Annotated in this window: 20 protein-coding genes and 1 pseudogene; 9 read left to right on the forward strand and 12 right to left on the reverse strand. The window is 71.5% G+C overall.

Annotation, left to right across the window (positions count from 1 at the left end; all coding sequences use genetic code 11):
• Positions 1-115: 115 nt before the first annotated feature.
• Positions 116-1,234: a phosphoserine transaminase gene (serC, locus tag IO29_RS29940; RefSeq protein ID WP_030382318.1), complete on the forward strand. Its 1,119-nt coding sequence runs from the start codon at positions 116-118 to the stop codon at positions 1,232-1,234.
• 245 nt (positions 1,235-1,479) lie between these two features.
• A complete protein-coding gene (locus IO29_RS29945) occupies positions 1,480-2,613 on the forward strand; it encodes an alpha/beta hydrolase family protein (RefSeq protein ID WP_051708005.1) in 1,134 nt (377 codons plus the stop codon).
• A 69-nt stretch (positions 2,614-2,682) separates the two neighbouring features.
• Here IO29_RS29945 and IO29_RS29950 read toward each other — a convergent pair whose 3' ends face one another.
• A complete protein-coding gene (locus IO29_RS29950; protein ID WP_030382316.1) occupies positions 2,683-3,441 on the reverse strand; it encodes an alpha/beta fold hydrolase in 759 nt (252 codons plus the stop codon).
• A 93-nt stretch (positions 3,442-3,534) separates the two neighbouring features.
• A complete protein-coding gene (locus IO29_RS29955; protein ID WP_030382315.1) occupies positions 3,535-4,395 on the reverse strand; it encodes a helix-turn-helix transcriptional regulator in 861 nt (286 codons plus the stop codon).
• 159 nt (positions 4,396-4,554) lie between these two features.
• On the opposite strand from IO29_RS29955, the gene IO29_RS29960 reads away from it, so the two are divergent.
• Positions 4,555-5,619, forward strand: a complete 1,065-nt coding sequence (locus IO29_RS29960) for an aldo/keto reductase (protein ID WP_030382314.1) — start codon at positions 4,555-4,557, stop codon at positions 5,617-5,619.
• 57 nt (positions 5,620-5,676) lie between these two features.
• Here IO29_RS29960 and IO29_RS29965 read toward each other — a convergent pair whose 3' ends face one another.
• Positions 5,677-6,318, reverse strand: a complete 642-nt coding sequence (locus IO29_RS29965) for a TetR/AcrR family transcriptional regulator (protein WP_030382313.1) — start codon at positions 6,316-6,318, stop codon at positions 5,677-5,679.
• 85 nt (positions 6,319-6,403) lie between these two features.
• Here IO29_RS29965 and IO29_RS29970 point away from each other — a divergent pair, with 85 nt between their 5' ends.
• Entirely contained in the window at positions 6,404-7,141 is a 738-nt protein-coding gene (locus IO29_RS29970; RefSeq protein ID WP_030382312.1) for an SDR family NAD(P)-dependent oxidoreductase, read from the forward strand.
• 154 nt (positions 7,142-7,295) lie between these two features.
• Here IO29_RS29970 and IO29_RS29975 read toward each other — a convergent pair whose 3' ends face one another.
• The 5 genes from IO29_RS29975 to IO29_RS29995 form a co-directional block, all read right to left on the reverse strand.
• Positions 7,296-8,105, reverse strand: a complete 810-nt coding sequence (locus tag IO29_RS29975) for an inositol monophosphatase family protein (RefSeq protein ID WP_030382311.1) — start codon at positions 8,103-8,105, stop codon at positions 7,296-7,298.
• A gap of 42 nt (positions 8,106-8,147) precedes the next feature.
• Entirely contained in the window at positions 8,148-8,324 is a 177-nt protein-coding gene (locus IO29_RS29980; protein ID WP_033226844.1) for a DUF397 domain-containing protein, read from the reverse strand.
• Entirely contained in the window at positions 8,321-8,893 is a 573-nt protein-coding gene (locus IO29_RS29985; protein ID WP_033226845.1) for a Scr1 family TA system antitoxin-like transcriptional regulator, read from the reverse strand. The genes IO29_RS29980 and IO29_RS29985 overlap by 4 nt, the downstream gene beginning before the upstream one ends.
• Positions 8,894-9,022: 129 nt before the next feature.
• Positions 9,023-9,871: a helix-turn-helix domain-containing protein gene (locus IO29_RS29990; protein WP_030382309.1), complete on the reverse strand. Its 849-nt coding sequence runs from the start codon at positions 9,869-9,871 to the stop codon at positions 9,023-9,025.
• Between the two features lie 18 nt (positions 9,872-9,889).
• Positions 9,890-10,657, reverse strand: coding sequence for a DUF6879 family protein (locus tag IO29_RS29995; RefSeq protein WP_030382308.1), 768 nt, complete (start codon positions 10,655-10,657; stop codon positions 9,890-9,892).
• Positions 10,658-10,852: 195 nt separating this feature from the next.
• Here IO29_RS29995 and IO29_RS30000 point away from each other — a divergent pair, with 195 nt between their 5' ends.
• Both IO29_RS30000 and IO29_RS30005 read left to right on the forward strand, forming a co-directional pair.
• A complete protein-coding gene (locus tag IO29_RS30000; protein ID WP_030382307.1) occupies positions 10,853-11,077 on the forward strand; it encodes a hypothetical protein in 225 nt (74 codons plus the stop codon).
• 77 nt (positions 11,078-11,154) lie between these two features.
• A pseudogene (locus IO29_RS30005) lies at positions 11,155-11,613 on the forward strand (hypothetical protein); the annotation flags it as partial.
• An 85-nt stretch (positions 11,614-11,698) separates the two neighbouring features.
• On the opposite strand, the gene IO29_RS30010 reads toward IO29_RS30005, so the two are convergent.
• The 3 genes from IO29_RS30010 to IO29_RS30020 all read right to left on the reverse strand — a co-directional run bounded on the left by IO29_RS30010 (position 11,699) and on the right by IO29_RS30020 (position 15,077).
• A complete protein-coding gene (locus IO29_RS30010; RefSeq protein ID WP_051708006.1) occupies positions 11,699-12,130 on the reverse strand; it encodes a hypothetical protein in 432 nt (143 codons plus the stop codon).
• Between the two features lie 265 nt (positions 12,131-12,395).
• Complete coding sequence (locus IO29_RS30015) at positions 12,396-13,943, reverse strand: cellulase family glycosylhydrolase (RefSeq protein WP_030382304.1); 1,548 nt, start codon at positions 13,941-13,943, stop codon at positions 12,396-12,398.
• Between the two features lie 135 nt (positions 13,944-14,078).
• Positions 14,079-15,077 (reverse strand): hypothetical protein, encoded by a 999-nt coding sequence (locus IO29_RS30020; protein ID WP_030382303.1) that lies wholly within the window; start codon positions 15,075-15,077, stop codon positions 14,079-14,081.
• Between the two features lie 482 nt (positions 15,078-15,559).
• On the opposite strand from IO29_RS30020, the gene IO29_RS30025 reads away from it, so the two are divergent.
• From IO29_RS30025 to IO29_RS30035, 3 genes are all read left to right on the forward strand, one after another.
• Complete coding sequence (locus IO29_RS30025; protein WP_033226847.1) at positions 15,560-16,252, forward strand: SGNH/GDSL hydrolase family protein; 693 nt, start codon at positions 15,560-15,562, stop codon at positions 16,250-16,252.
• A 127-nt stretch (positions 16,253-16,379) separates the two neighbouring features.
• Positions 16,380-16,973: a Uma2 family endonuclease gene (locus IO29_RS30030; protein WP_030382301.1), complete on the forward strand. Its 594-nt coding sequence runs from the start codon at positions 16,380-16,382 to the stop codon at positions 16,971-16,973.
• A 64-nt stretch (positions 16,974-17,037) separates the two neighbouring features.
• Positions 17,038-18,030 carry an aldo/keto reductase gene (locus tag IO29_RS30035; protein ID WP_030382300.1) on the forward strand — a complete coding sequence of 331 codons (993 nt, stop codon included), beginning with the start codon at positions 17,038-17,040 and terminating at the stop codon, positions 18,028-18,030.
• 423 nt (positions 18,031-18,453) lie between these two features.
• Here IO29_RS30035 and IO29_RS30040 read toward each other — a convergent pair.
• A partial coding sequence (locus IO29_RS30040; RefSeq protein WP_037840654.1) for a 2'-5' RNA ligase family protein occupies positions 18,454-18,743 on the reverse strand: 290 nt, incomplete at its 5' end.

Genomic DNA, 18,743 nt, shown 5'->3' on the forward strand with positions numbered 1-18,743 from the left:
CCCCCGAACCCCCACACGCCCCGCCCTCGCACACCCGTATGAACCCCCGATGGCGCCCGTCTCACCCGACGGAACACGTTTCGCCCCCGTTTCCCCGACGGGCTACTCTCCCCCCGTGGCCGATATCGAGATTCCCGCAGACATCAAGCCCACCGACGGACGCTTCGGCGCCGGCCCCTCCAAGGTGCGGGTCGAGGCGCTCGACGCCCTCGCCGCCACCGGCAGCTCCCTGCTCGGCACCTCCCACCGCCAGGCCCCGGTCAAGAACCTGGTCGGCCAGGTCCGCGAGGGCGTCCGCGAGCTGTTCTCGCTCCCCGACGGCTACGAGGTCGTCCTCGGCAACGGCGGCTCCACGGCGTTCTGGGACATCGCGACCCACGGCCTGATCGAGAACAAGTCGCAGCACCTCAACTTCGGCGAGTTCAGCTCCAAGTTCGCCAAGGCCGCGAAGCTCGCCCCCTGGCTGGCCGAGCCCACCGTGATCGCCTCCGACCCGGGTACGCACCCGGAGCCGAAGGCGGAGGAGGGCGTGGACGTGTACGCGTTCACGCACAACGAGACCTCCACCGGTGTCGCCATGCCGATCAAGCGGGTCGCGGGCGCGGACGGGGGCGCGCTGGTCCTGGTGGACGCGACGAGCGGCGCCGGCGGCCTCCCGGTCGACGTCTCCGAGACCGACGTCTACTACTTCGCCCCGCAGAAGTCCTTCGCCTCCGACGGCGGCCTCTGGATCGGCGTCTTCTCCCCGGCCGCCCTGGAGCGCGCCGCGCGCGTCCACGCCTCCGGCCGCCACGTCCCGGAGTTCTTCTCGCTCCCCACGGCGATCGACAACTCGCTCAAGAACCAGACGTACAACACCCCGGCGCTCGCCACGCTCTTCCTGCTCAACCAGCAGCTGGAGTGGATCAACGGCCAGGGCGGTCTGGACTGGGCCACGGCCCGTACCAAGGACTCCTCGACCCGCCTCTACACCTGGGCCGAGAACGCCAAGTACGCCACCCCGTTCGTCACCGACCCGGCCAAGCGGTCGCAGGTCATCGGCACGATCGACTTCGACGACGACATCGACGCGGCGGCCGTCGCCAAGGCCCTGCGTGCCAACGGCGTCGTCGACACCGAGCCGTACCGCAAGCTCGGCCGCAACCAGCTGCGCGTCGCGATGTTTCCGGCGATCGACCCGGCGGACGTCGAGGCGCTCACGAAGTGCGTCGACTACGTGATCGAGAAGCTGTAGTCACCCGCGCGAGGCCGCACGCGGCCTCCGTACGACGGCGAAGGGCGCCCGGTGCACCACCGGGCGCCCTTCGCCGCTCCGGCACCCTTCGCCGCTCCGGGCCCCTCTCCCCCTTCCCTCCGTTTCCCTCCATGTCCGATGCACCGGTTCCAACCGATCGGTGGGCCGTGTCGTCTCCAAGGGGCGGCGGAACACATCCGTCCGCCGCACCGCACCGGAGAACACCGGAGAACAGGAGACACGAGATGACACGACGGACACGCACGCACACGGGCGCCCGGCGCCGCACGGCCGGACCGCTGACCGCCGGGGTACTGACCGCCGCGCTGCTCCTGACCGCCGGTCTCACCGGCACCGGCGGTGCGACCGCCGCGACCGGGAGCCCCGCCTCGGCCGCACGCGGCACCTCCGCACGGTCGGCGACCGTCACCGAGACCTACGACCTCGGCGACACGGCCTTCACCGACCCCACCTCCGGCACGGTCAGCGAAGTCCGCGCGGTCGTGCACCGCCCGAGGCACGTGCGGGGCCGGCTGCCGCTGGTCGTCGTCTCCCACGGCTCCTGGTACGCGTGCACCGACAAGGACGCCACCGCCTGGCCCTGCGACCTGGGCCGGCCCCACCCCGGCTACCGGGGCTACGACTACCTCGGCGAGGCCCTGGCCGCGCGCGGCTTCGTGGTCGTCTCGATCAGCGTGGACGGCATCAACATGAACTCCTTCGACTACGGGGACCGCGCCCGGCTCATCAACGAACACCTGCGCCTGTGGAAGCAGCTCGCCTCCGGCGACGGCGCCCTCGCCGGACGCCTGCCCGCGCTGCGCGGCCACGTCGACATGGACCGCGTCGGAACCGTCGGACACTCCCGGGGCGGCAAGGGCGTGATGTGGCAGGCGTCGGACAAGCACCGGGACGAGATGCCCGACGGGGTCCGCGTGGGCGCCGTACTCGCCCTGGCCCCCGTCAAGTTCGACGACCCGGAGGGCGACAACAGCGACACCCTCGTCACCCGGACACCCGTCGCCGTGATGACCACCAGCTGCGACGGCGCGGTGCACGAACAGGGCCAGGAGTACCTGGACGACGTCGAGGGGCGCACCCGGGAGCCCGCCTACTCGGTGTCGCTGCTGCACGGCAACCACAACTACTTCAACACCCGGTGGACGCCGCCCGCCCCGCTCGGCGAGGACGACAGCACCTGCCCCGGACAGGAACTCGCCCCCGCACCCCAGCAGAACGCGCTGACCGCCTACGCCACCGCGTTCTTCGACAAGCACCTCAAGGGCGACGACTCCGGCACGGCGGTGCTGACGGGCAAGAGCCCGCTGCCGGGCGTGACGTCGACGACCCGGGTGGTGCGCCCGACGCCCGCGCACTGAGCGGAGCCGGTCGGGCAGGGGCGGCGGGGGCGAAAAAAGCCTCCCCGCCCCGCCCCTGGGCGCGAGCCGTCAGCCGGCCGCCGTCCTCAGCAGCAGCTCGACGAGCGCGTCCGGCACGGTGATCATGCAGTCGTGGCCGCTCTCCAGTTCCCACACCCGCACCGGCGCGCCGCCCGGCCGTGCCGGCGGGACGGGGCGGCGGGTGACCCCCTCGGGCTTCCTGCCGACGCAGTGGATGTGCGTCCGGGGGATCGCGTCCATGGCCGGGTCGTCCAGCCGGACCGGCTGTACGAAGCAGCGGACCGACTCGTCCGTCAGCATCGTGCGCAGCCAGTCGACGTCCGCCGGGTCGGTGACCCCGAACAGCCCGCCGGGCGCGGGCTGTTCGGGCAGGGGCGGGATACGCCAGGGGGCGTCGGAGGCGGCGGCCGCGTCGATCAGGCGCTGGGTCATCGGCATCACGTCGAGCGCGCTCTGGCCGTCCTTCGGCACCATCGCGTCGAGGTACACAAGTCCCGCGATCCGCTCCGGGAGCCGGGCGGCCACGCCGGACACGATCATTCCGGCGTAGCTGTGCCCGACCAGTACGACGTCGGTCAGGTCCTCCGACTCCAGGAGGCCGACGACGTCGGCGATGTGCGTGTCGAGGCCGACCTCCGGGGTGAGCAGGTGTGCCGTCTCCTCGCGGCCGGTCAGCGAGGGGGCGAACACCCGGTGTCCGGCGCGGGTGAGCAGCGGGACAACCCGGTCCCAGGCGCGCCCGCTGTGCCAGGCACCGTGGACGAGGACGAAGGTCTTCGGGGAGGAAGTGTCGAGGGTATCGCTCATGGAAAAAACGCTAGTTGGGCAATAGGTACCTGGAGGTACCCGTCGGACCGTACCCGTGTACCCGTCGGACCGTTCCCGTCGGTCCCCCGGTCGCTACCGCGCCCACAGCCGGTCGAGCGCCGCCCGGCTCTCGTCGTCCGCCCCGCGGCAGATCATCACCCGCTGGTCCGGGTCCTGGAGCGGCGTGAGCACCTCGAAGCGGACGTCGATCTCGCCGGCGTCGGGATGCCGTATCGCCTTGCTGCCGCGGCCGTTGGCCCGCACGGTCCGCTCGGCCCACAGACGCGGGAACTCCGCCACGCGCGCGCCGAACTCCGCGATGTGCGCGTTCAGCGCCCGGTCGTCCGGATGCGCGGCCCATGCGGCGCGCAGATGGGCGACGCCCTCCCGTACGACGCGCTCGCGGTCGACGTAGAACTCGCGCATGTACGGATGCAGCAGGCACAGCCACATGGAGTTGCGCCGGTCGGGCGGCAGCGTGCCGAAGTCGAGGAGGAGCCTGGCCATGTGGTCGTTCCAGGCGAGGATGTCGTAGCGGTGGTTGAGCAGCATGGCCGGCAGCGGCGAGAGGTCCTCGACGAGGCGGGCGAGCTGGGGCGCGGCCGTGGTGGCGGGCTTGTCGGTGGTGCGGGGGCGCTGCTGGGCGAGGTCGAAGAGGTAGGCGCGTTCGTGCGGGGACAGCCGCAGGGCGCCGGCCAGTGCCTCCACGACGTCCGCCGAGGGGCGCAGGCCGCGGGCCTGCTCCAGCCGTACGACGTAGTCGATGCTGACCCCGGCCAGTTCGGCGACCTCCTCCCGGCGCAGCCCCGGGGTGCGCCGGGACCGTCGGCGCGCGGGCAGGCCGACGTCCTCGGGGTCCAGGCTCTCGCGCCGGGTCCGCAGGAAGGCGGCGAGCTCTCGCGTGGTGTCGACGGCGGGCTGCGTGTCCACGGCGGTGGGGGTGGTCGTGGTCATGTGTGCTGCAACAGCCGGGGCGGGGGCGGTGTTCCTGATCGGCGGCGGCGTCCCAGGGTGGGACCGGTCTTCCCAGGAACTTTCTTCCCTTACCCCCTCCGAACGGCCGTCACAGGCTTGCTCCCGAGAACGGATCGCGAGCACATGAGGAGTTTCCCGATGTCACTCACCCTTGACACCTATCGGCTGCTGGGCCGGTCCGGGCTGCGGGTCTCCCCGCTGGCGCTGGGCGCGGCGACGTTCGGCACGGAGTGGGGCTGGGGCGCGGAGCGGGAGGAGTCGCGCAAGGTGTTCGACCTCTACGTCGAGCGCGGCGGCAACTTCATCGACACCGCCGACACCTACACCGAGGGCAGTTCGGAGCGGCTGCTGGCCGAGTTCGCGCGGGAGAACCGCGACAGCCTGGTGCTGGCGACGAAGTACACCACGCTGAGCCGGCCCGGCGACCCGAACTCCTCGGGCAGCCACCGCAAGAACCTGTTCTCCTCGGTGGAGGGCAGCCTGCGGCGGCTGGGCACGGACTACATCGACGTGCTGTACCTGCACGTCTGGGACTTCACCACGCCGGTGGAGGAGATCCTGCGCGGCATGGACGACCTGGTCCGGCAGGGCAAGATCCTCTACGTGGCGATCTCCAACTCCCCGGCCTGGCAGGTGTCGCGCATGCAGGCGATCGCCGATCTGCGCGGCTGGTCACCGCTGATCGCGCTCCAGATGGAGTACAACCTGCTGGAGCGCACCGGGGAGCGTGACCTGCTCCCCATGGCCCGGGAGATGGGGCTCGGCGTGCTGCCGTACTCGCCGCTGGCCGGCGGGGTGCTCACCGGCAAGTACACGCGCGCCGACCTGAGCCCGGCGAACGCCGACTCCGCCGACGGCACCCGCAAGAGCTTCAACGTCGCCCTCGGCACGGTCACCGAGCGCAACCTCGCCATCGCCGATGTCGTGAAGGAGGTCGCGGCGGAGCTGGGCCACAGCCCCGCCCAGGTCGCCCTGGCCTGGACCCTGCGCACCCCGGGCATCACGGCCCCGCTCCTCGGCGCCCGCACGCCGGCGCAGCTGGAGGACAACCTGGGCGCGCTGGACATCGACCTCACCGACGCGCAGCTCGCCCGTCTGAACGAGGCGAGCGCGATCGACCTGGGCGTCCCGCACGCGGCACTCGCGAGCGACCACATCCGCAACGTGATGCGGGGCGAGCTGAAGTTCGCCCCGCGCGGCTGAGGCGGCGGCGCCGGGGGCGGCGGTACGGCCACCGTCCCCGGTGCGGTGTGCGGGGAGTCAGGCCTCGCGGCCCGGGTCGCGCCCGGTCGCGGGGCTTTTGCGCGCGGTGGCCCGGGGCAGGACCGCCAGTGCCGTGTCGGCGACGGTCCGCACCGTCTCCGGGGCCAGTCCCGCCTTGCCCACCGCCTCGATGCCGCGGACCACCGCGAGCAGCAGTGCCGCCAGCCGCTCCGGGTCCGCGTCGGGGTCGATGTCGCCGTGGCGCTGGGCGGCGGCGATCTCCGTCCGCAGCAGGGCCAGCAGCGCCGTCATCGTCTCCGCCGACCGCCCGGCGACCGTCGGGTCCTGCTGGGCCAGTTCCGCCGCCCCCTTGGCCAGCAAGCACCCGCGGCGCTCGGTGTCCGCGGCGGTGTTCTCCGCCATCAACCGCACGTATCCCGACAGCCGGTCCATGGCCTCCGCGTCCGGGCCGCCCGCCAGGAACCGCTCGGCCACCTCGACGACCGCGGCGCACCAGTCGCCGAACACCCGGTGGAACAGCTCGCCCTTGTCGCCGAAGGCGCCGTACAGACTCCCCTTGCCCAGGCCGGTCGCCCGGGCGATGTCGTCCATCCGCGTGCCCGCGTAGCCGGAGGCCCAGAACTGCTCCCGGGCCCGTTCCAGGACGTGGCGTTCGTCGAATGAGCGTGGTCTCGGCATGTCCCCAGCCTACCCATTCTTGACTGGACCGTCCAGAACTGCCTAGGTTGTGGACGATCCATTCCACAACCGAAGGGGTACCGCCATGCCTGGCGTGCTGAAGGAGAAGGTCGCCGTGATCACCGGGGGGACCAGCGGGATCGGGCTGGCCGTCGCCCACCGCTTCGCCCAGGAGGGCGCACGCGTCTTCGTGACCGGCCGGGACGCCGACCGCCTCGAAGCCGCGGTCAAGGAGATCGGCCCCGCCGCCACCGGCGTACGGGCCGACGTCTCGGTCCTGTCCGACCTGGACGCGCTCTACACGCGGGTCCGCGAGGAGGCCGGGCGGGTCGACGTGCTGGTGGCCAACGCGGGCCTCGCCGTGGGTGCCTCCCTCGGGGACCACACCGAGGCGAACGTCGACCTGATGCTCGCCGTCAACGTCAAGGGCACGCTGTTCACCGTCCAGAAGGCGCTCCCGTTGCTGACGGAGAACGCCTCCGTGCTCGTCGTCGGCTCGAGCAACAGCGCGCGGCCCAACGAGAACCTGGAGGTCTACAGCGCCTCGAAGGCGGCGCTGACCAACCTCGTGCACAACTGGGCCCGGCAGTCGCGGGAGCGCCGATTCCGGGTCAACCTGCTCAGCCCGGGCCCCACGCGGACCCCCGGCCTGCTGGGCGCCGCGGGCGCGGACGCCGACCGGTTCGCCGAGGCGACGGTGCCGCTGGGGCGGCTGGCCGACCCCGAGGAGATCGCAGCCGCCGCCCTCTTCCTGGCCTCGGACGCCGCGTCGTTCGTCACCGGCGCCGAACTCTTCGCCGACGGCGGCTACACGCGAGCCTGACCGGGGGCGGGTTCGCTCGGCACCCGGAACGTCACAGGCGTCCCGGGAGCCGTGGGCCGCACAGGAGAGGTGCGCGGGCCGGCGGCCGTGACACCGGCGAGGGCCAGGCCGATACCGACGCGGAACCGTGCGCCCGCTCCGCGCTCCCCGCCGCTCAGCCGCGCACCATCGCCATCAGCAGCCCATGGGTCTCCTCGTCGGCGGCGACCACGAGCCCGCGGCCGCCCGCCTCGCCGCCGGCCTCGCCGACCGGGGTGCCGTCGACGCCGGTGACGACGCAGCCGGCGGCCCGGCACAGCGCGATACCGGCGGCGAAGTGGACACTGCCGGAGAGGTCGCCGCCGTCGGTGACGTACGCGGCGCGTCTGCCGGCGGCGACCCAGGCGAGGGCGAGCGTCGTGGAGACGACGCGCGGCCGGAAGCGGGCGCCGAAGCCGGGGTGGGCGAGCAGGTCCACGGCCCGGAAGCCCGGCGCGCTCGGGAAGGGCGGGTCGAGGTTGACGTCCACGAGCGCGGTGGACGCCGTGGGCGTCAGGACCGCCTCGTCGCCCCCGCCGCGCCGCACCCGGGCGGTGCTGCCGTCGGTGGAGAAGACTTCGCCGCTGAAGGGGTCGGCCACCGCGGCGGCACCGTCGCGCAGGGCGACGTTGACGGCGACGAGCATGTTGCCGACGGCGTAGTTCAGCGTGCCGCACAGGGGATCGACGAGCCACTGCCGCACGCCGCCGACGGCCCCCCGCAGCCCGCCCTCCTCACCGAGCACCGCGTCCTCGGGCCGCGTGGTCCGCAGCACCCCGAGGATCGCCTCCTCCGCCGCCACGTCGGCGGCCGTGGCGAAGTCGCCGCCGCCCTTGTCGATCCGGCCGAGCCGCTGCCCGTACATCCGGCGCACGACATCGGCCCCGGCGCGCGCCGCGGCCTTGGCGACGGCGGCGTCATCGGACCTCGCGTAAGAGTCGATCACGCCGCGCAGCGTACCGAGCCGAGCCGAGCGAACCGAAGCCGCTCAGAACTGCCGCAGAAACGCCCGCCAGCTCTCACGCGAGACGGCGAGCAGGGGGCTGTCCTCGCGCTTGCTGTCGCGAACGGCGCGACCACCGGTGGTTGTACCGGCGACCTCGACGCAGGCGTTCTCCTGCCCCGAGTACGACGACTTCCGGAAGGGGCTTATGACGTCGGTCACGGTGCGTCTTCCTCCAAGCTCCGCAGTGCGCCTCGGATAAGCCGCACACTCGCCTCGGGTGCCAGTGCCGACGATCGTAGTAGGTCGTAAACCGGCTCCCAGAGGATGGCGGTGTACGACGCCCCGCCCTCCTCGATCTTGGCCTGCCGCCCTTCCCGCACCTTGACCAACTGGGCGACTACGTCGGGAGTGACGTAGTCGGGCCATGCCGCACTCACCGCCTCCGCATAGGCCGGAGTCTGCAAAAGCCCCGGAACCAACACCGGCTGCCACTCCCGGATGTACGTCGCGTCGTCCTCCCGGGCGATGTGATCGACGTAGTCCGGGCGCAGGTGGGCCGCGTGTTCCAGCCACCAGCCGCGATTCTTGGAGTGTTTGGCCAGCTCCTCCAGCTTGGCGCGTACGTCCGGGTTCTTCACGCCGTACGCGTCCAGCAACAGCCGTACCTCGATGACGCGCGCGGTGACGTGCCCGCTCTCGACGCGGCTGATCCGGGCCTGGCTCGCCGCGATGATCTCGGCGGCCTGCGGCTGGTCGAGCCCGGCCGCCTGGCGGTACTGCCTGAGCACGGTTCCAAGTCGCCTGCTGCGTACGGTCGGACGTCCACCTGCGGGCGGCCTGCTGGCGAACCCCGGACGCCGCCCTGCCGCTCCCCCGCACGACGGAAGACGCCGAGGACGTGGTCCGGCCCTACGTCCTCAGACCCTGATACTTCGGCGTACCTGCGCGATCACCTGCTGAGCCTCGGCTCCATAGACGGCCGACTCCGCGAAGGTGTCCCAGACGCGACGGTAGAGAGTGATCGTTTCGGCGTCGTCCAGCCACAGCTCGGCGTGCCAGTCCTCAGCGGTGACCAGGCGCTCGTCGAGCATGCAGAAGGAGTTGCCCAACGGCAGCCGCAGCGCGGCGTCCAGCGGCAGGATTCCCATGCGCACGGTGTCCATGCCGATCACCCCGAGTAGGCGGTCGAGTTGGGCCGCCAGTACTTCCGAAGGGCAGACCCGGAGCCACAGCACGCTCTCATGCATGAGCAAGTTCAGTCGCTTGCCCGGCCGGTAGAGCCACTCCTGCCGTTTCATGCGGGCCCGTACCGCGTTTTCCGTGTCCCGTGGCGCATTCTGGAGCGCCGCGTGGTACTCGAAGACATACCGGGCATAGTCGGCCGTCTGGAGCATCCCGCTGATGGCGGCATTGCTCAATGCGTGCATCGTATGGGCGTTGGAAACAAGAGTGTTCCAGGTCTCCTGGACGGGGCCGTGCCCAGCCGCGAGCTGGCGTCGCCAGGAGCGGATGTGGCTTTCGAACCCTCTCAGCCGTGCCCGTAGCTCGCCGAAGGCGGCAGGTTGTCCGGTGGCTTCCGCCCAGGCCCGCAAGTCGTCGTCCGTGGGCGTCTGGCGGCCGTTCTCCAACTTGCTGATCTTCGACTGCTGCCAGCCCAGCCGCTGAGCCAGTTGGACGCCGGTGAGCCGGCCACCAGAACTCTCGACACGCAACTCCCTCAGTCTGCGACCAAGTTCCTCACGTGCTCTCTGATAGTCCGTGCTCACCGGTATCCGCTCGTACTCCTACGCGCCGCTGTCCATCTCCGCCGTGAACTGCTTCCACGGTACGGCGTGGTGCCAAGCAGCATCCCTGATCACGGAGCAGCGCACCACTTCCGCCGGCTCCGTGATCAGGTCCACGTGCGTGAGCTGATCGTCGTCGTCGAACCGCAGGAGCGCGATGAGGCGGCTGTCGAACAGCCAGAAGTCCTCGGCGGGCAGCCGGAGCCGGTCCGCGTCGGCACGCCACATGTTGCGGATGTCCTCACCGGTAGCGATGTTCCACCGGGCGCCGTCAAGGAGGTAACGCTGACCGGTGGTGGCGGGGCGGTCCACAAGGCGCACCCTCTCGACCCGCTTCCCCTGCGAGGTCTGCGCACGGATCGTGTCGCGGAACTCCTTGGCCGGCGAGCCTTCCGGCCAGTCCTCGACGACTTTCCCCGTCTCGATGAAACGCTCCCAGCGATCGCTGGCCTCATCGCTCGCGTACCGGCGTCGCGTCTCCAACCGCCACGCGGTGTGCTCGAACGTGCCGAACAGACCGCCGAACTCATCCAGACTGATCGTGCGCACTTTCCTCGTCCGCTCCTTCGGGGTCCAGTCGACCAGCAGATCCCGCGGCACCACGATCGCGACTTCCCCCTCCGAGAAGTGCTGGAGCTGTTCGACATCCTGCGGATCGGTGAGCGGAGGACCGTGAACGATCACCTCTCCACTGTCCAAGTCCTCGTGCAGAGAGGGACATCCACCGACATCACTCCCCGTCCCGTTGAACCGTAACCTGCGCGCCACGTGCGTTCGCCCCCTGCGTCAGATGATGTTGCCGCACTCACCATGGCGCGGTGACCATGTGTGAATGTCCATGCATGGCGAGTGACGTCGTGAGAATAAACGAGAATATTGGCCCCGGACGCGCCGCTCGCCCGCCTACCTTCGTCACCCGGAGCACTCGCTCCGCCACAATCAGGCGCGACGGAAAGGCACCCCATGCTGAACGGAAACGACCTCTACGCCCTCGACATCACCTCCGCCTCCTTCGTGCAGGCCTGCGGAGGTCCCTGCACCGAGGGGTGTCTGACCCTGGCCCGGATCGGCGCGGACGCCTGGGCCGTCGGTGACAGCAAGCGGCCCGACAAGGAGCCGCTGCGGTTCACCACGGAGGAACTGAGCGTGGCCGGGATCGACCCGGCGCGGTTCGGTCTGGCCCTCTGAACGTCCTCCTCAGCCGGCCGGTTCCAGCGGCCCACGGCCACGCCGGAACCGGCCACCCATGCCCCAAGGGACGCCCCATGCACCACCACGGCTATCTCTGGACCGGCCCCAAGGCGCGCTTCGATCAGGAGGCGTTGCGGCGGCCACCGCATCCGGAGCAGCCGCCCGCCGGCGGTCGGCCGGAGTTGGTGCAGCGGTACCGGGAGGTCGCCGCCGAGTTCCCGGTGTCCGATCTGCCCCCGCTGGAGACGGCGTACTGGCTGCTCAAGCCAGGGTCACTGGTGCGGGGGACCTGGGCGGAGCCCAAGGACGCGGCGGTCTGGCTCGGGGAGCGGCTGGCCGCGTACGCGCCCCGGTTCGCGCACGAGGCCCAGCGGAACACCGGACGCCTGGCCCGCCTCGTCGACGCGGCCGCCGAGCGGCTCGCCTGGGGCGGGGACCTGTCGTACGGGTTCTATCTGGAGCGGCCCTCGTACCTCTCCCTCGCCCTCGTGACGTGCTCCCCCAACCGCACGGGTCCGGGGCTCCCGTGCCCGGACGGTACGGCGGCCGGACGAGGCGGGGACCGTGAACCGTTCCCGTCCGTCGCAGCCGCCGCTGCCGACCACGCGGGGTGACGCGTCAGAAGACGAACGGCCCCGGGCTCTGCGCCGAGACGGCCACGCAGTGCACGGTGAGCGTCCCGTACGTGCTGGTGAGCGACTTGAACTGCACGGGCTCGCCCGGGGTGACGGTGCCCGTCACCGGGCCGGAGGCGTAGGGCTGGCCGAGCAGCGTCCAGGCCGGGTTGGACTGTCCGGCGAGGGTGACCTCCTTGCCGTTCGCGGTGGACAGCGTCAGCGTCGTCCGGAGCGAGTCGGCCGGGATGGAGTGGGACGCCCACACCACGGGGGTCGTGAACGTGACGGTCGCCCTCCCGCCGGTTCCCTGGGCCCCGAGCGTGGCCTTGCCCGTGCCCCAGTCACCGCAGTTCACCTGGACGGTCGCGGTGGTGGGAGCCGCCGCCGAGGCCGGGGGTGCCATCGCCAGTGCGCCCATCGCCAGAGCCGCCATACCTGCCGTGCCGCTTACAAGGGTGCCGATTTTCATGCAGCATGCCTTTCCGTAGTCAGCAAGCCGACGGCCGGCGGGCCGGGGCGAGGAGCAGTCAAGTAGTGATTGACAGTTGAAGTATGTGGTCGCGGGGAGAGGGCCGCGAGGCCGCCTACGGGCACACTCGCTGCCCGTTCGGGCACTCGTGGACCACCGGTCCCGCATGCCTCCGCGTCCGGAGAAAGGGGGCGCCCGGAACTCCGGGCGCCCCGCCCGCCCCCAGCTCCTACGACCCCGAACAGCTCACGCTCGGCGCGGCCCCGCCGCCCGGCGCCCCGCCGAAGCCGAAGCTCGTCGAAGCGCCCGCGGCCACCGTGCCGTTGTGGGCCGCGTTCGTCGCCGTGACCGTCGTGCCGGACTGCGTGTACGACGCGTTCCACATGTTGGTGATCTTCTGCGAGCCGGGCCACGTCCATGTGACCTGCCAGGACTTCAGCGCCGTCGTGCCGGTGTTCTTCACCGTCACCTCGGCGTTGAAGCCACCGCCCCAGTCGTTGGTGACCGCGAAGGTGGCGGCGCAGGCCGTGGCGGGGTCGCCGCCGTCGTCACCGCCGCCCCCGTCGTCGCCCCCGCCCGTGGACGGGAAGTCCGGCGCCTTCACGCTCGCCAGGTAGCCGTCCTTCACCGTGTCGACGCTCGTCCAGTCGTCCTTCAGGATGCCGCCCGTGTCACCGGAGTTGGGGTTCCACGACCAGAACGTCCAGTGGAAGCTGTCGCCGCCGTACGTCGACGTCGGGCGCAGATAGTCCACCAGGGCCGCCAGCCACTTCTGGTCCGTCGTCGACTGGAGCGTCGTGCCGAACTCGCCCACCCACACCGGGGCGATGTTCTGCTTGAAGACGTAGCCCCAGTACTTGTCCCAGACGCCGGGCATGTTGTCCGGGAACGACGGGTCGCTGAACCAGCTCTGCTGGGCCACGCTCGTGGCGTAGTCGTGGGCCGAGTACACGACCCGGTTCGCCACGTCGAGCCGTACGGGGTACTGGGCGACACCCATCAGATTGCCGCCCCACCAGCCGGAGACACCGTTCACCGTCTGCACGCCCTCGACGAAGACCAGCAGGTCCGGGTTGACGGACAGCACCGCGTCACCGCCCCGTTCGGCGGCGAGCCGCCAGTCGGTGGCCTGGTCGCCGCAGCCCCAACAGGCCGGATCGTGCGGCTCGTTGTGCAGGTCGATGCCGATGACGGTGTCCTGGCCCTCGTACCGCGCGGCCATCGCCTTCAGGTTCGCGATCCACGTCGACTCGGGGACCGACGAGGTGTACCAGAGCGCCGACTGGCCCGCCGAGTCCGGGCGGTGCCGGTCGAGGATGACCTTCAGACCGTCCTGTCCGGCGTACGCCACGATCTTGTCCAGCACCTGGAGGGAGTTCAGGCCCTGGAGGTCGGTGTTCTTGCCCTCGGAGAAGTCGATGCTCAGCGGCGTCGCGCCGCTCTTGAAGATGTCGTCGCTGTAGGGGATGCGGATCGTGTTGTAGTGCAGCGACTTCATCTGGTCGATCATGCTCTTGTAGTCGCGGGACCAGAGGCCGTGGACGACGAGGTTGGTCGTCTCGAAGCCGAACCAGTTGATGCCGGCGATACGGACGGGCTGCCCGGCCTCGTCCAGGATCCGGCGTCCGCTGGTGTGCCAGTAGCCGGCGCCCGCGGTGGCCGTGGGGGAACTCTCGGCGGCGTGCGCCGGGCCGGCCGTCGCCGTCACGCCGAGGCCCAGTGGTAACAGGAGCACCGTCGTGGCGGTGCACAGCGCTCTTCGCAAGCTGCGGAACATCTCGCTGCGTCCTCTCGGGAGGCACGGGCCCGGAACGGGTGGGAGCGCTCCCACCGCCCTGCGTCTCTCATAGAAGCCAGCAACGCGCCACCCCGTCAAGACACCCGACGCCCCCGCCCCGCACGCCTCCCCGCGTCACCGCCGCCGGCGCAGCCTCCGCAGCCCGAGGAAGCCGGCCGCCAGGACGATCACCGCGCCCGCGCCGACCTTCAGGTTCCCCCCGCTCACCGGCCTGTCGTCGTCCCCCGACGCCTTCCCGCTCCCGCCGCCGGACGATCCCGACGACGAGGACGAGGACCCCTGCCCCGGCGCGTCCTCCGCCTTGACCGGACTGTCCTTGCCCTCCGAGCCGTACATCAGCTTCGTCCCGTCGGCGCTGTACGTGACCGACTCGCCCTGGCCCTGGAGCGGCACGTTCAGCCGGCCCGCGCGCTTGATCCTGCCGCCGCCCTCCCAGTCGTAGAGGACGCCGCCGAAGTAGCCGCGCACGGCGAGCTGTGTGCCGTCCGGGGAGAGGGCCGCGTCGGTGGCCCACAGGTCGACGGCCGCGACCGGCTTGAAGACGTTGCTCCCGGAGGTCGACAACCGCTCCGGGCCCTCGTACAGATGGCCGCCGTCCTCCTTCTTGTCGACGAGATAGACGCGCCCGGTCTTCGGGTCCACCACCATCGACTCGGCGTCCCGCGCGCCGTCGGAGTACTTCACGACGTACTGCGTGGCCCGCACGGTCTGGTCCACGAGCTTCTTCGGCTCGGGCAGCTTGTAGATCCAGACGTACGGCCAGCTGCCGCCGAGGTTGTCGCCGATGTCGCCGACGTAGATCTGGTCGTCGGGGCCGATCGAGACGGCCTCGACGTCGCGCGGGCTGCCGATGCCGCTGAGGGTGATCCGGGCGAGGGTCCTGCCGGTCGCGCTGTCGACGGCGTAGAGGTACGGGCCGTCGTCGCTGTCGTTGTGCGTCCAGTAGACGCCCTTGTGCTGGTGGGAGGCGGCGAGACCGCTGGACTCGGTGATGCGCGGGTCCTTGATCGTGAAGCTCGCGTCACCGTCCGAGGACGGTGCCGCGGAGGCGGCGGGCGCGGCGAGGACACCCACGAGCAGGGCCCCGGCGAGGAGGGCGAACGGTCGGCGCATGCGGCCAAGCCTGCCATCCCCTCCGGGGGTTCGGACGGGTGGGCGGCCCGTCTCCGACCGGGCGGCACGGAGGGGCGGTCCCGTCTCCGGCCGGGCGGTACGGAGGGGGCGCGGAGGGACGGCCCCGTCTCCGCCCAGGCCACACGGAAGCGGCGCGGACGAGCAGTCCGCCTCCGCCCAGGCCACACGGAAGCGGCGCGGACGAGCGGCCCGTCTCCGCCCAGGCCACACGGAAGCGGCGCGGACGACCGGCCCCGTCTCCGCCCAGGCCACACGGAGGCGGCGCGGACGACCGGCCCCGTCTCCGCCCGGGCCACACGGAAGCGGCGCGGACGACCGGTCCGTCGGCGGTCGGACCGCACGGAGGCGGGGTGGACCGTCGCCGTCCCGGCGGCTCGGGGCCGGCCCCGGGTGGCCGGTCTCACATCCCGCCGGGGCACCCGCCGTTCCGCGCGGCGGTCCCCGTCCGCCATCATGAGCGGATGCTCAGGTTCATGCCCGTAGGCGACTCCATGACCATCGGCAGCGCGGGCGAACACACCTGGCGCTACCGGCTGTGGCAGCACCTGCGCGACACCTACGGCCGCCCCTTCGCGCTGGTCGGACCGCGCGAGACGCTGTACGACAAGGCGCTGGAAGCCCCTGTGTCCTACGAGTACGCCGACCCCGACTTCCCCCGCGCCCACCTGGCCGGCTGGGGCGAGGGCTGGCAGCACCTGGCCCCGTTGATAGGGGACGCGGTGCGCGAGAGCCGGGCGGACGTGCTGCTCGTCTCCCTCGGCCTGATCGACCTGGGCTTCTACACCAACGCGGAGCAGACGGCGGAGAACGCGCGGCGGTTCGTGGCGGGGGCGCGGGAGGCCCGGCCCCGGGTGCGGATGGTGCTGCTGCCGGTGATACCCAACGTCCGCGCCACGACCGACGCGCTGTTCGCGGCGGAGGTCAACCGCTTCAACGAACTGCTCGCGAAGGCGGTCGCCGATCTCGACGAACCCACCTCCCCGCTCCTCCTCGCCTCCGTCCCCGAGTCCTACGACATCGACCTCGACACCTACGACGGCACCCACCCCAACGCCTCCGGCGAGCACAAACTGGCGGCGGCCTTCGCGGGGGCGATGCATCAGGGGTGGGGGTGGGGCGGGGAGTACGACGAAGACGGGGAGTACGGGGAGTGAGCGGCCCCGGCCTGCTCGGTTCGCACTTTCGGGGGGCATATGTGGGCCCCTCGTTGCCCCGATTCCGTGCGTATCGTTGTACCGCGCGGCCGCCCTCGTCCGTGAGCGGCCGGGGAGGAACGCCACGATGACCGTCCTGGAAGACAGGATCACGATGGCCGAGAGCGACAACACCACGCGCCTGGACGAATGGTTCGAGCGCCTGGAGCGTATGCCCGTCCCCGAAGGATTCAGGGTCGAGATCGTCGGGGGCAACGTCCATATGACACCGCAGCGGGACGTCCACTGGGAGACCATCCGGGAGATCCTCTGGGCACTCGAGGACCACTACGGAAGGCGGCGTGCGCGAGTCCTCTCGGGCGTCCGCATCGACTTTCCCGGCCACGAGAACGGCTTCTGCCCCGATGTGGCCAAGCTGCGCGAGAGCGCGAAGAAGGACGCCGAGGGCCGCTGGCGGTACGGAGACGTGGAGTTCGTCGCCGAGGTCGTCTCGAAAGGGACGGCCCGGAACGACTACGGTCCCAAGAAGACCGCGTACGCGCAGGCCGGGGTGAGCGTGTATCTGATCGCCGATCCCTATCAGGGACGGTGCCACGTCTACACGGAGCCGAAGAACGGTGACTACACCCGCGAGCTGCGTGTCGACTACGGAGGCGACGTCGACATGACCACCACCCCCCTCGGTCTCGTCCTGAAGACCGACGAGTTCGTACGCGACTGACGCCCCCGTCCCTCCGGGGGCGGTCCCCTTGCTTCGAGCGCACTCCAGCACGTTGGCTGGAGTCATGGAGTACACGCAGCTCGGACGCACGGGACTCAAGGTCGCACGGCTGGTCCTCGGGACCATGAACTTCGGTCCGCAGACCGGTGAGGCCGACAGTCACGCCATCATGGACGCGGCGCTGGACGCCGGTATCAACCTCTTCGACACCGCCAACGTCTACGGCTGGGGCGAGAACAAGGGCCAGACCGAGACGATCATCGGCAACTGGTTCGCCAAGGGCGGCGACCGGCGCGAGAAGGTCGTCCTCGCCACCAAGGTGTACGGCGACATGACGCTCGACGGCAGCCCCGTCTGGCCCAACCACGACAAGCTCTCCGCGGTCAACATCCGCCGTGCCGTGGAGGCCTCGCTGAAGCGGCTGCGGACGGACCACATCGACCTCTACCAGTTCCACCACGTCGACCGGGACACCCCGTTCGACGAGATCTGGCAGGCGATGGACGTCCTGGTGCAGCAGGGCAAGGTCCTCTACGTCGGCTCCAGCAACTTCGCCGGCTACAAGATCGCCCAGGCCAACGAGACCGCCGCACGGCGCGGATCGTACGGGCTGGTCAGCGAGCAGTGCCTGTACAACCTCGCCGAGCGGCGGGCCGAGATGGAGGTCATCCCGGCCGCGCGGGACTACGGGCTCGGCGTCATCCCCTGGTCGCCGCTGCACGGCGGGCTGCTGGGCGGGGTGCTGAAGAAGCAGGCGGAGGGCGGGCGCCGGGCGTCCGGCCGGGCCGCCGACACCCTCGCCGACCCGGCCGGGCGGGCGCGGATCCAGGCGTACGAGGACCTGCTCGACAAGCACGGCCTGGAGCCGGGCGAGGTGGCGCTGGCCTGGCTGCTGACGCGGCCGGGGGTGACGGGGCCGATCGTCGGGCCGCGCACGGGCGAGCAGCTGGAGTCCGCGGTGCGGGCGGTGGAGCTGGAGCTGAGCGAGGAGCTGCTGGCGTCCCTGGACGAGATCTTCCCGGGTCCGGGCCCGTCCCCGGAGGCGTTCGCCTGGTAGCGGGCGGCCGGGCGCGGCCTACTGGTTCAGGGCTGCCGCCACGGCCACGACGATGAACATCACCACGAGTACGACGGCCATGATGCGGTTGCGGGTCTTCGGGTCCACGGGTCGAGCGTAACGGGCGGGGGTGCGGGCCAAGGCCCCACCCTCCCCCACGGGCCGCTCCGCGGGGGGCGCGATCGAACTCGGGCGACTGGGGTCACGGGGCGGGTGCGGGTTCGGCGTGGCGGGTCGCGCAGTTCCCTGCGCCCCTGGAAAGCAGGGGGCGCCCCACTGCCTTCCAGGGGCGCGGGGAACTGCGCGAGAAGTCCCCACCCACCCGCACCCGACAACGAACCCCACCCACCCGGGGTCCAAGGGGCGGAGCCCCTCGAAGGGACGGGAAGGGTAGGGGCGGCGGGGGCGAGGAACCCCCCACGGTCACCCCGTCAAACCGAACCGCGTCAGCGACTCGTACCGCGGGCGTTCGCCCGGGACGCCCGAGGCGGGGAGCCGGCTGCGGACCAGGTGCACGTGCCGCACCTCCCAGGTACGCCCCTCGAACCCCTCCAGCGCCGCCACGTACGGCCGAAGGTCCACCCCCCGGCTCCCACCCCGCGCCAACGTGACGTGCGGCCGGTACCGCCGGCCGGCCTCCACCGGCAGACCGGCCTTCCGCCCCGCCGCCTCCCCCCGCCCCGCCAACACCCGCAGCGCCCCCGCGTCCCCCG

Origin of the sequence: Streptomyces sp. NRRL F-6676 (genome assembly GCF_000725625.1) — a bacterium.
Taxonomy (GTDB): domain Bacteria; phylum Actinomycetota; class Actinomycetes; order Streptomycetales; family Streptomycetaceae; genus Streptomyces.

What these genes read in the sequence shown, in the direction of transcription:
- IO29_RS29945 (WP_051708005.1), top strand. Translation starts at nt 1,480, where the DNA reads ATGACACGACGGACACGCACGCACACGGGCGCCCGGCGCCGCACGGCC.
- IO29_RS29955 (WP_030382315.1), bottom strand. Translation starts at nt 4,395, where the DNA reads ATGACCACGACCACCCCCACCGCCGTGGACACGCAGCCCGCCGTCGAC.
- IO29_RS30000 (WP_030382307.1), top strand. Translation starts at nt 10,853, where the DNA reads ATGCTGAACGGAAACGACCTCTACGCCCTCGACATCACCTCCGCCTCC.
- IO29_RS30020 (WP_030382303.1), bottom strand. Translation starts at nt 15,077, where the DNA reads ATGCGCCGACCGTTCGCCCTCCTCGCCGGGGCCCTGCTCGTGGGTGTC.
- IO29_RS29970 (WP_030382312.1), top strand. Translation starts at nt 6,404, where the DNA reads ATGCCTGGCGTGCTGAAGGAGAAGGTCGCCGTGATCACCGGGGGGACC.
- IO29_RS29950 (WP_030382316.1), bottom strand. Translation starts at nt 3,441, where the DNA reads ATGAGCGATACCCTCGACACTTCCTCCCCGAAGACCTTCGTCCTCGTC.
- IO29_RS30010 (WP_051708006.1), bottom strand. Translation starts at nt 12,130, where the DNA reads ATGGCGGCTCTGGCGATGGGCGCACTGGCGATGGCACCCCCGGCCTCG.
- IO29_RS29965 (WP_030382313.1), bottom strand. Translation starts at nt 6,318, where the DNA reads ATGCCGAGACCACGCTCATTCGACGAACGCCACGTCCTGGAACGGGCC.
- IO29_RS30025 (WP_033226847.1), top strand. Translation starts at nt 15,560, where the DNA reads ATGCTCAGGTTCATGCCCGTAGGCGACTCCATGACCATCGGCAGCGCG.
- IO29_RS30035 (WP_030382300.1), top strand. Translation starts at nt 17,038, where the DNA reads ATGGAGTACACGCAGCTCGGACGCACGGGACTCAAGGTCGCACGGCTG.
- IO29_RS30015 (WP_030382304.1), bottom strand. Translation starts at nt 13,943, where the DNA reads ATGTTCCGCAGCTTGCGAAGAGCGCTGTGCACCGCCACGACGGTGCTC.
- IO29_RS29960 (WP_030382314.1), top strand. Translation starts at nt 4,555, where the DNA reads ATGTCACTCACCCTTGACACCTATCGGCTGCTGGGCCGGTCCGGGCTG.
- IO29_RS30030 (WP_030382301.1), top strand. Translation starts at nt 16,380, where the DNA reads ATGACCGTCCTGGAAGACAGGATCACGATGGCCGAGAGCGACAACACC.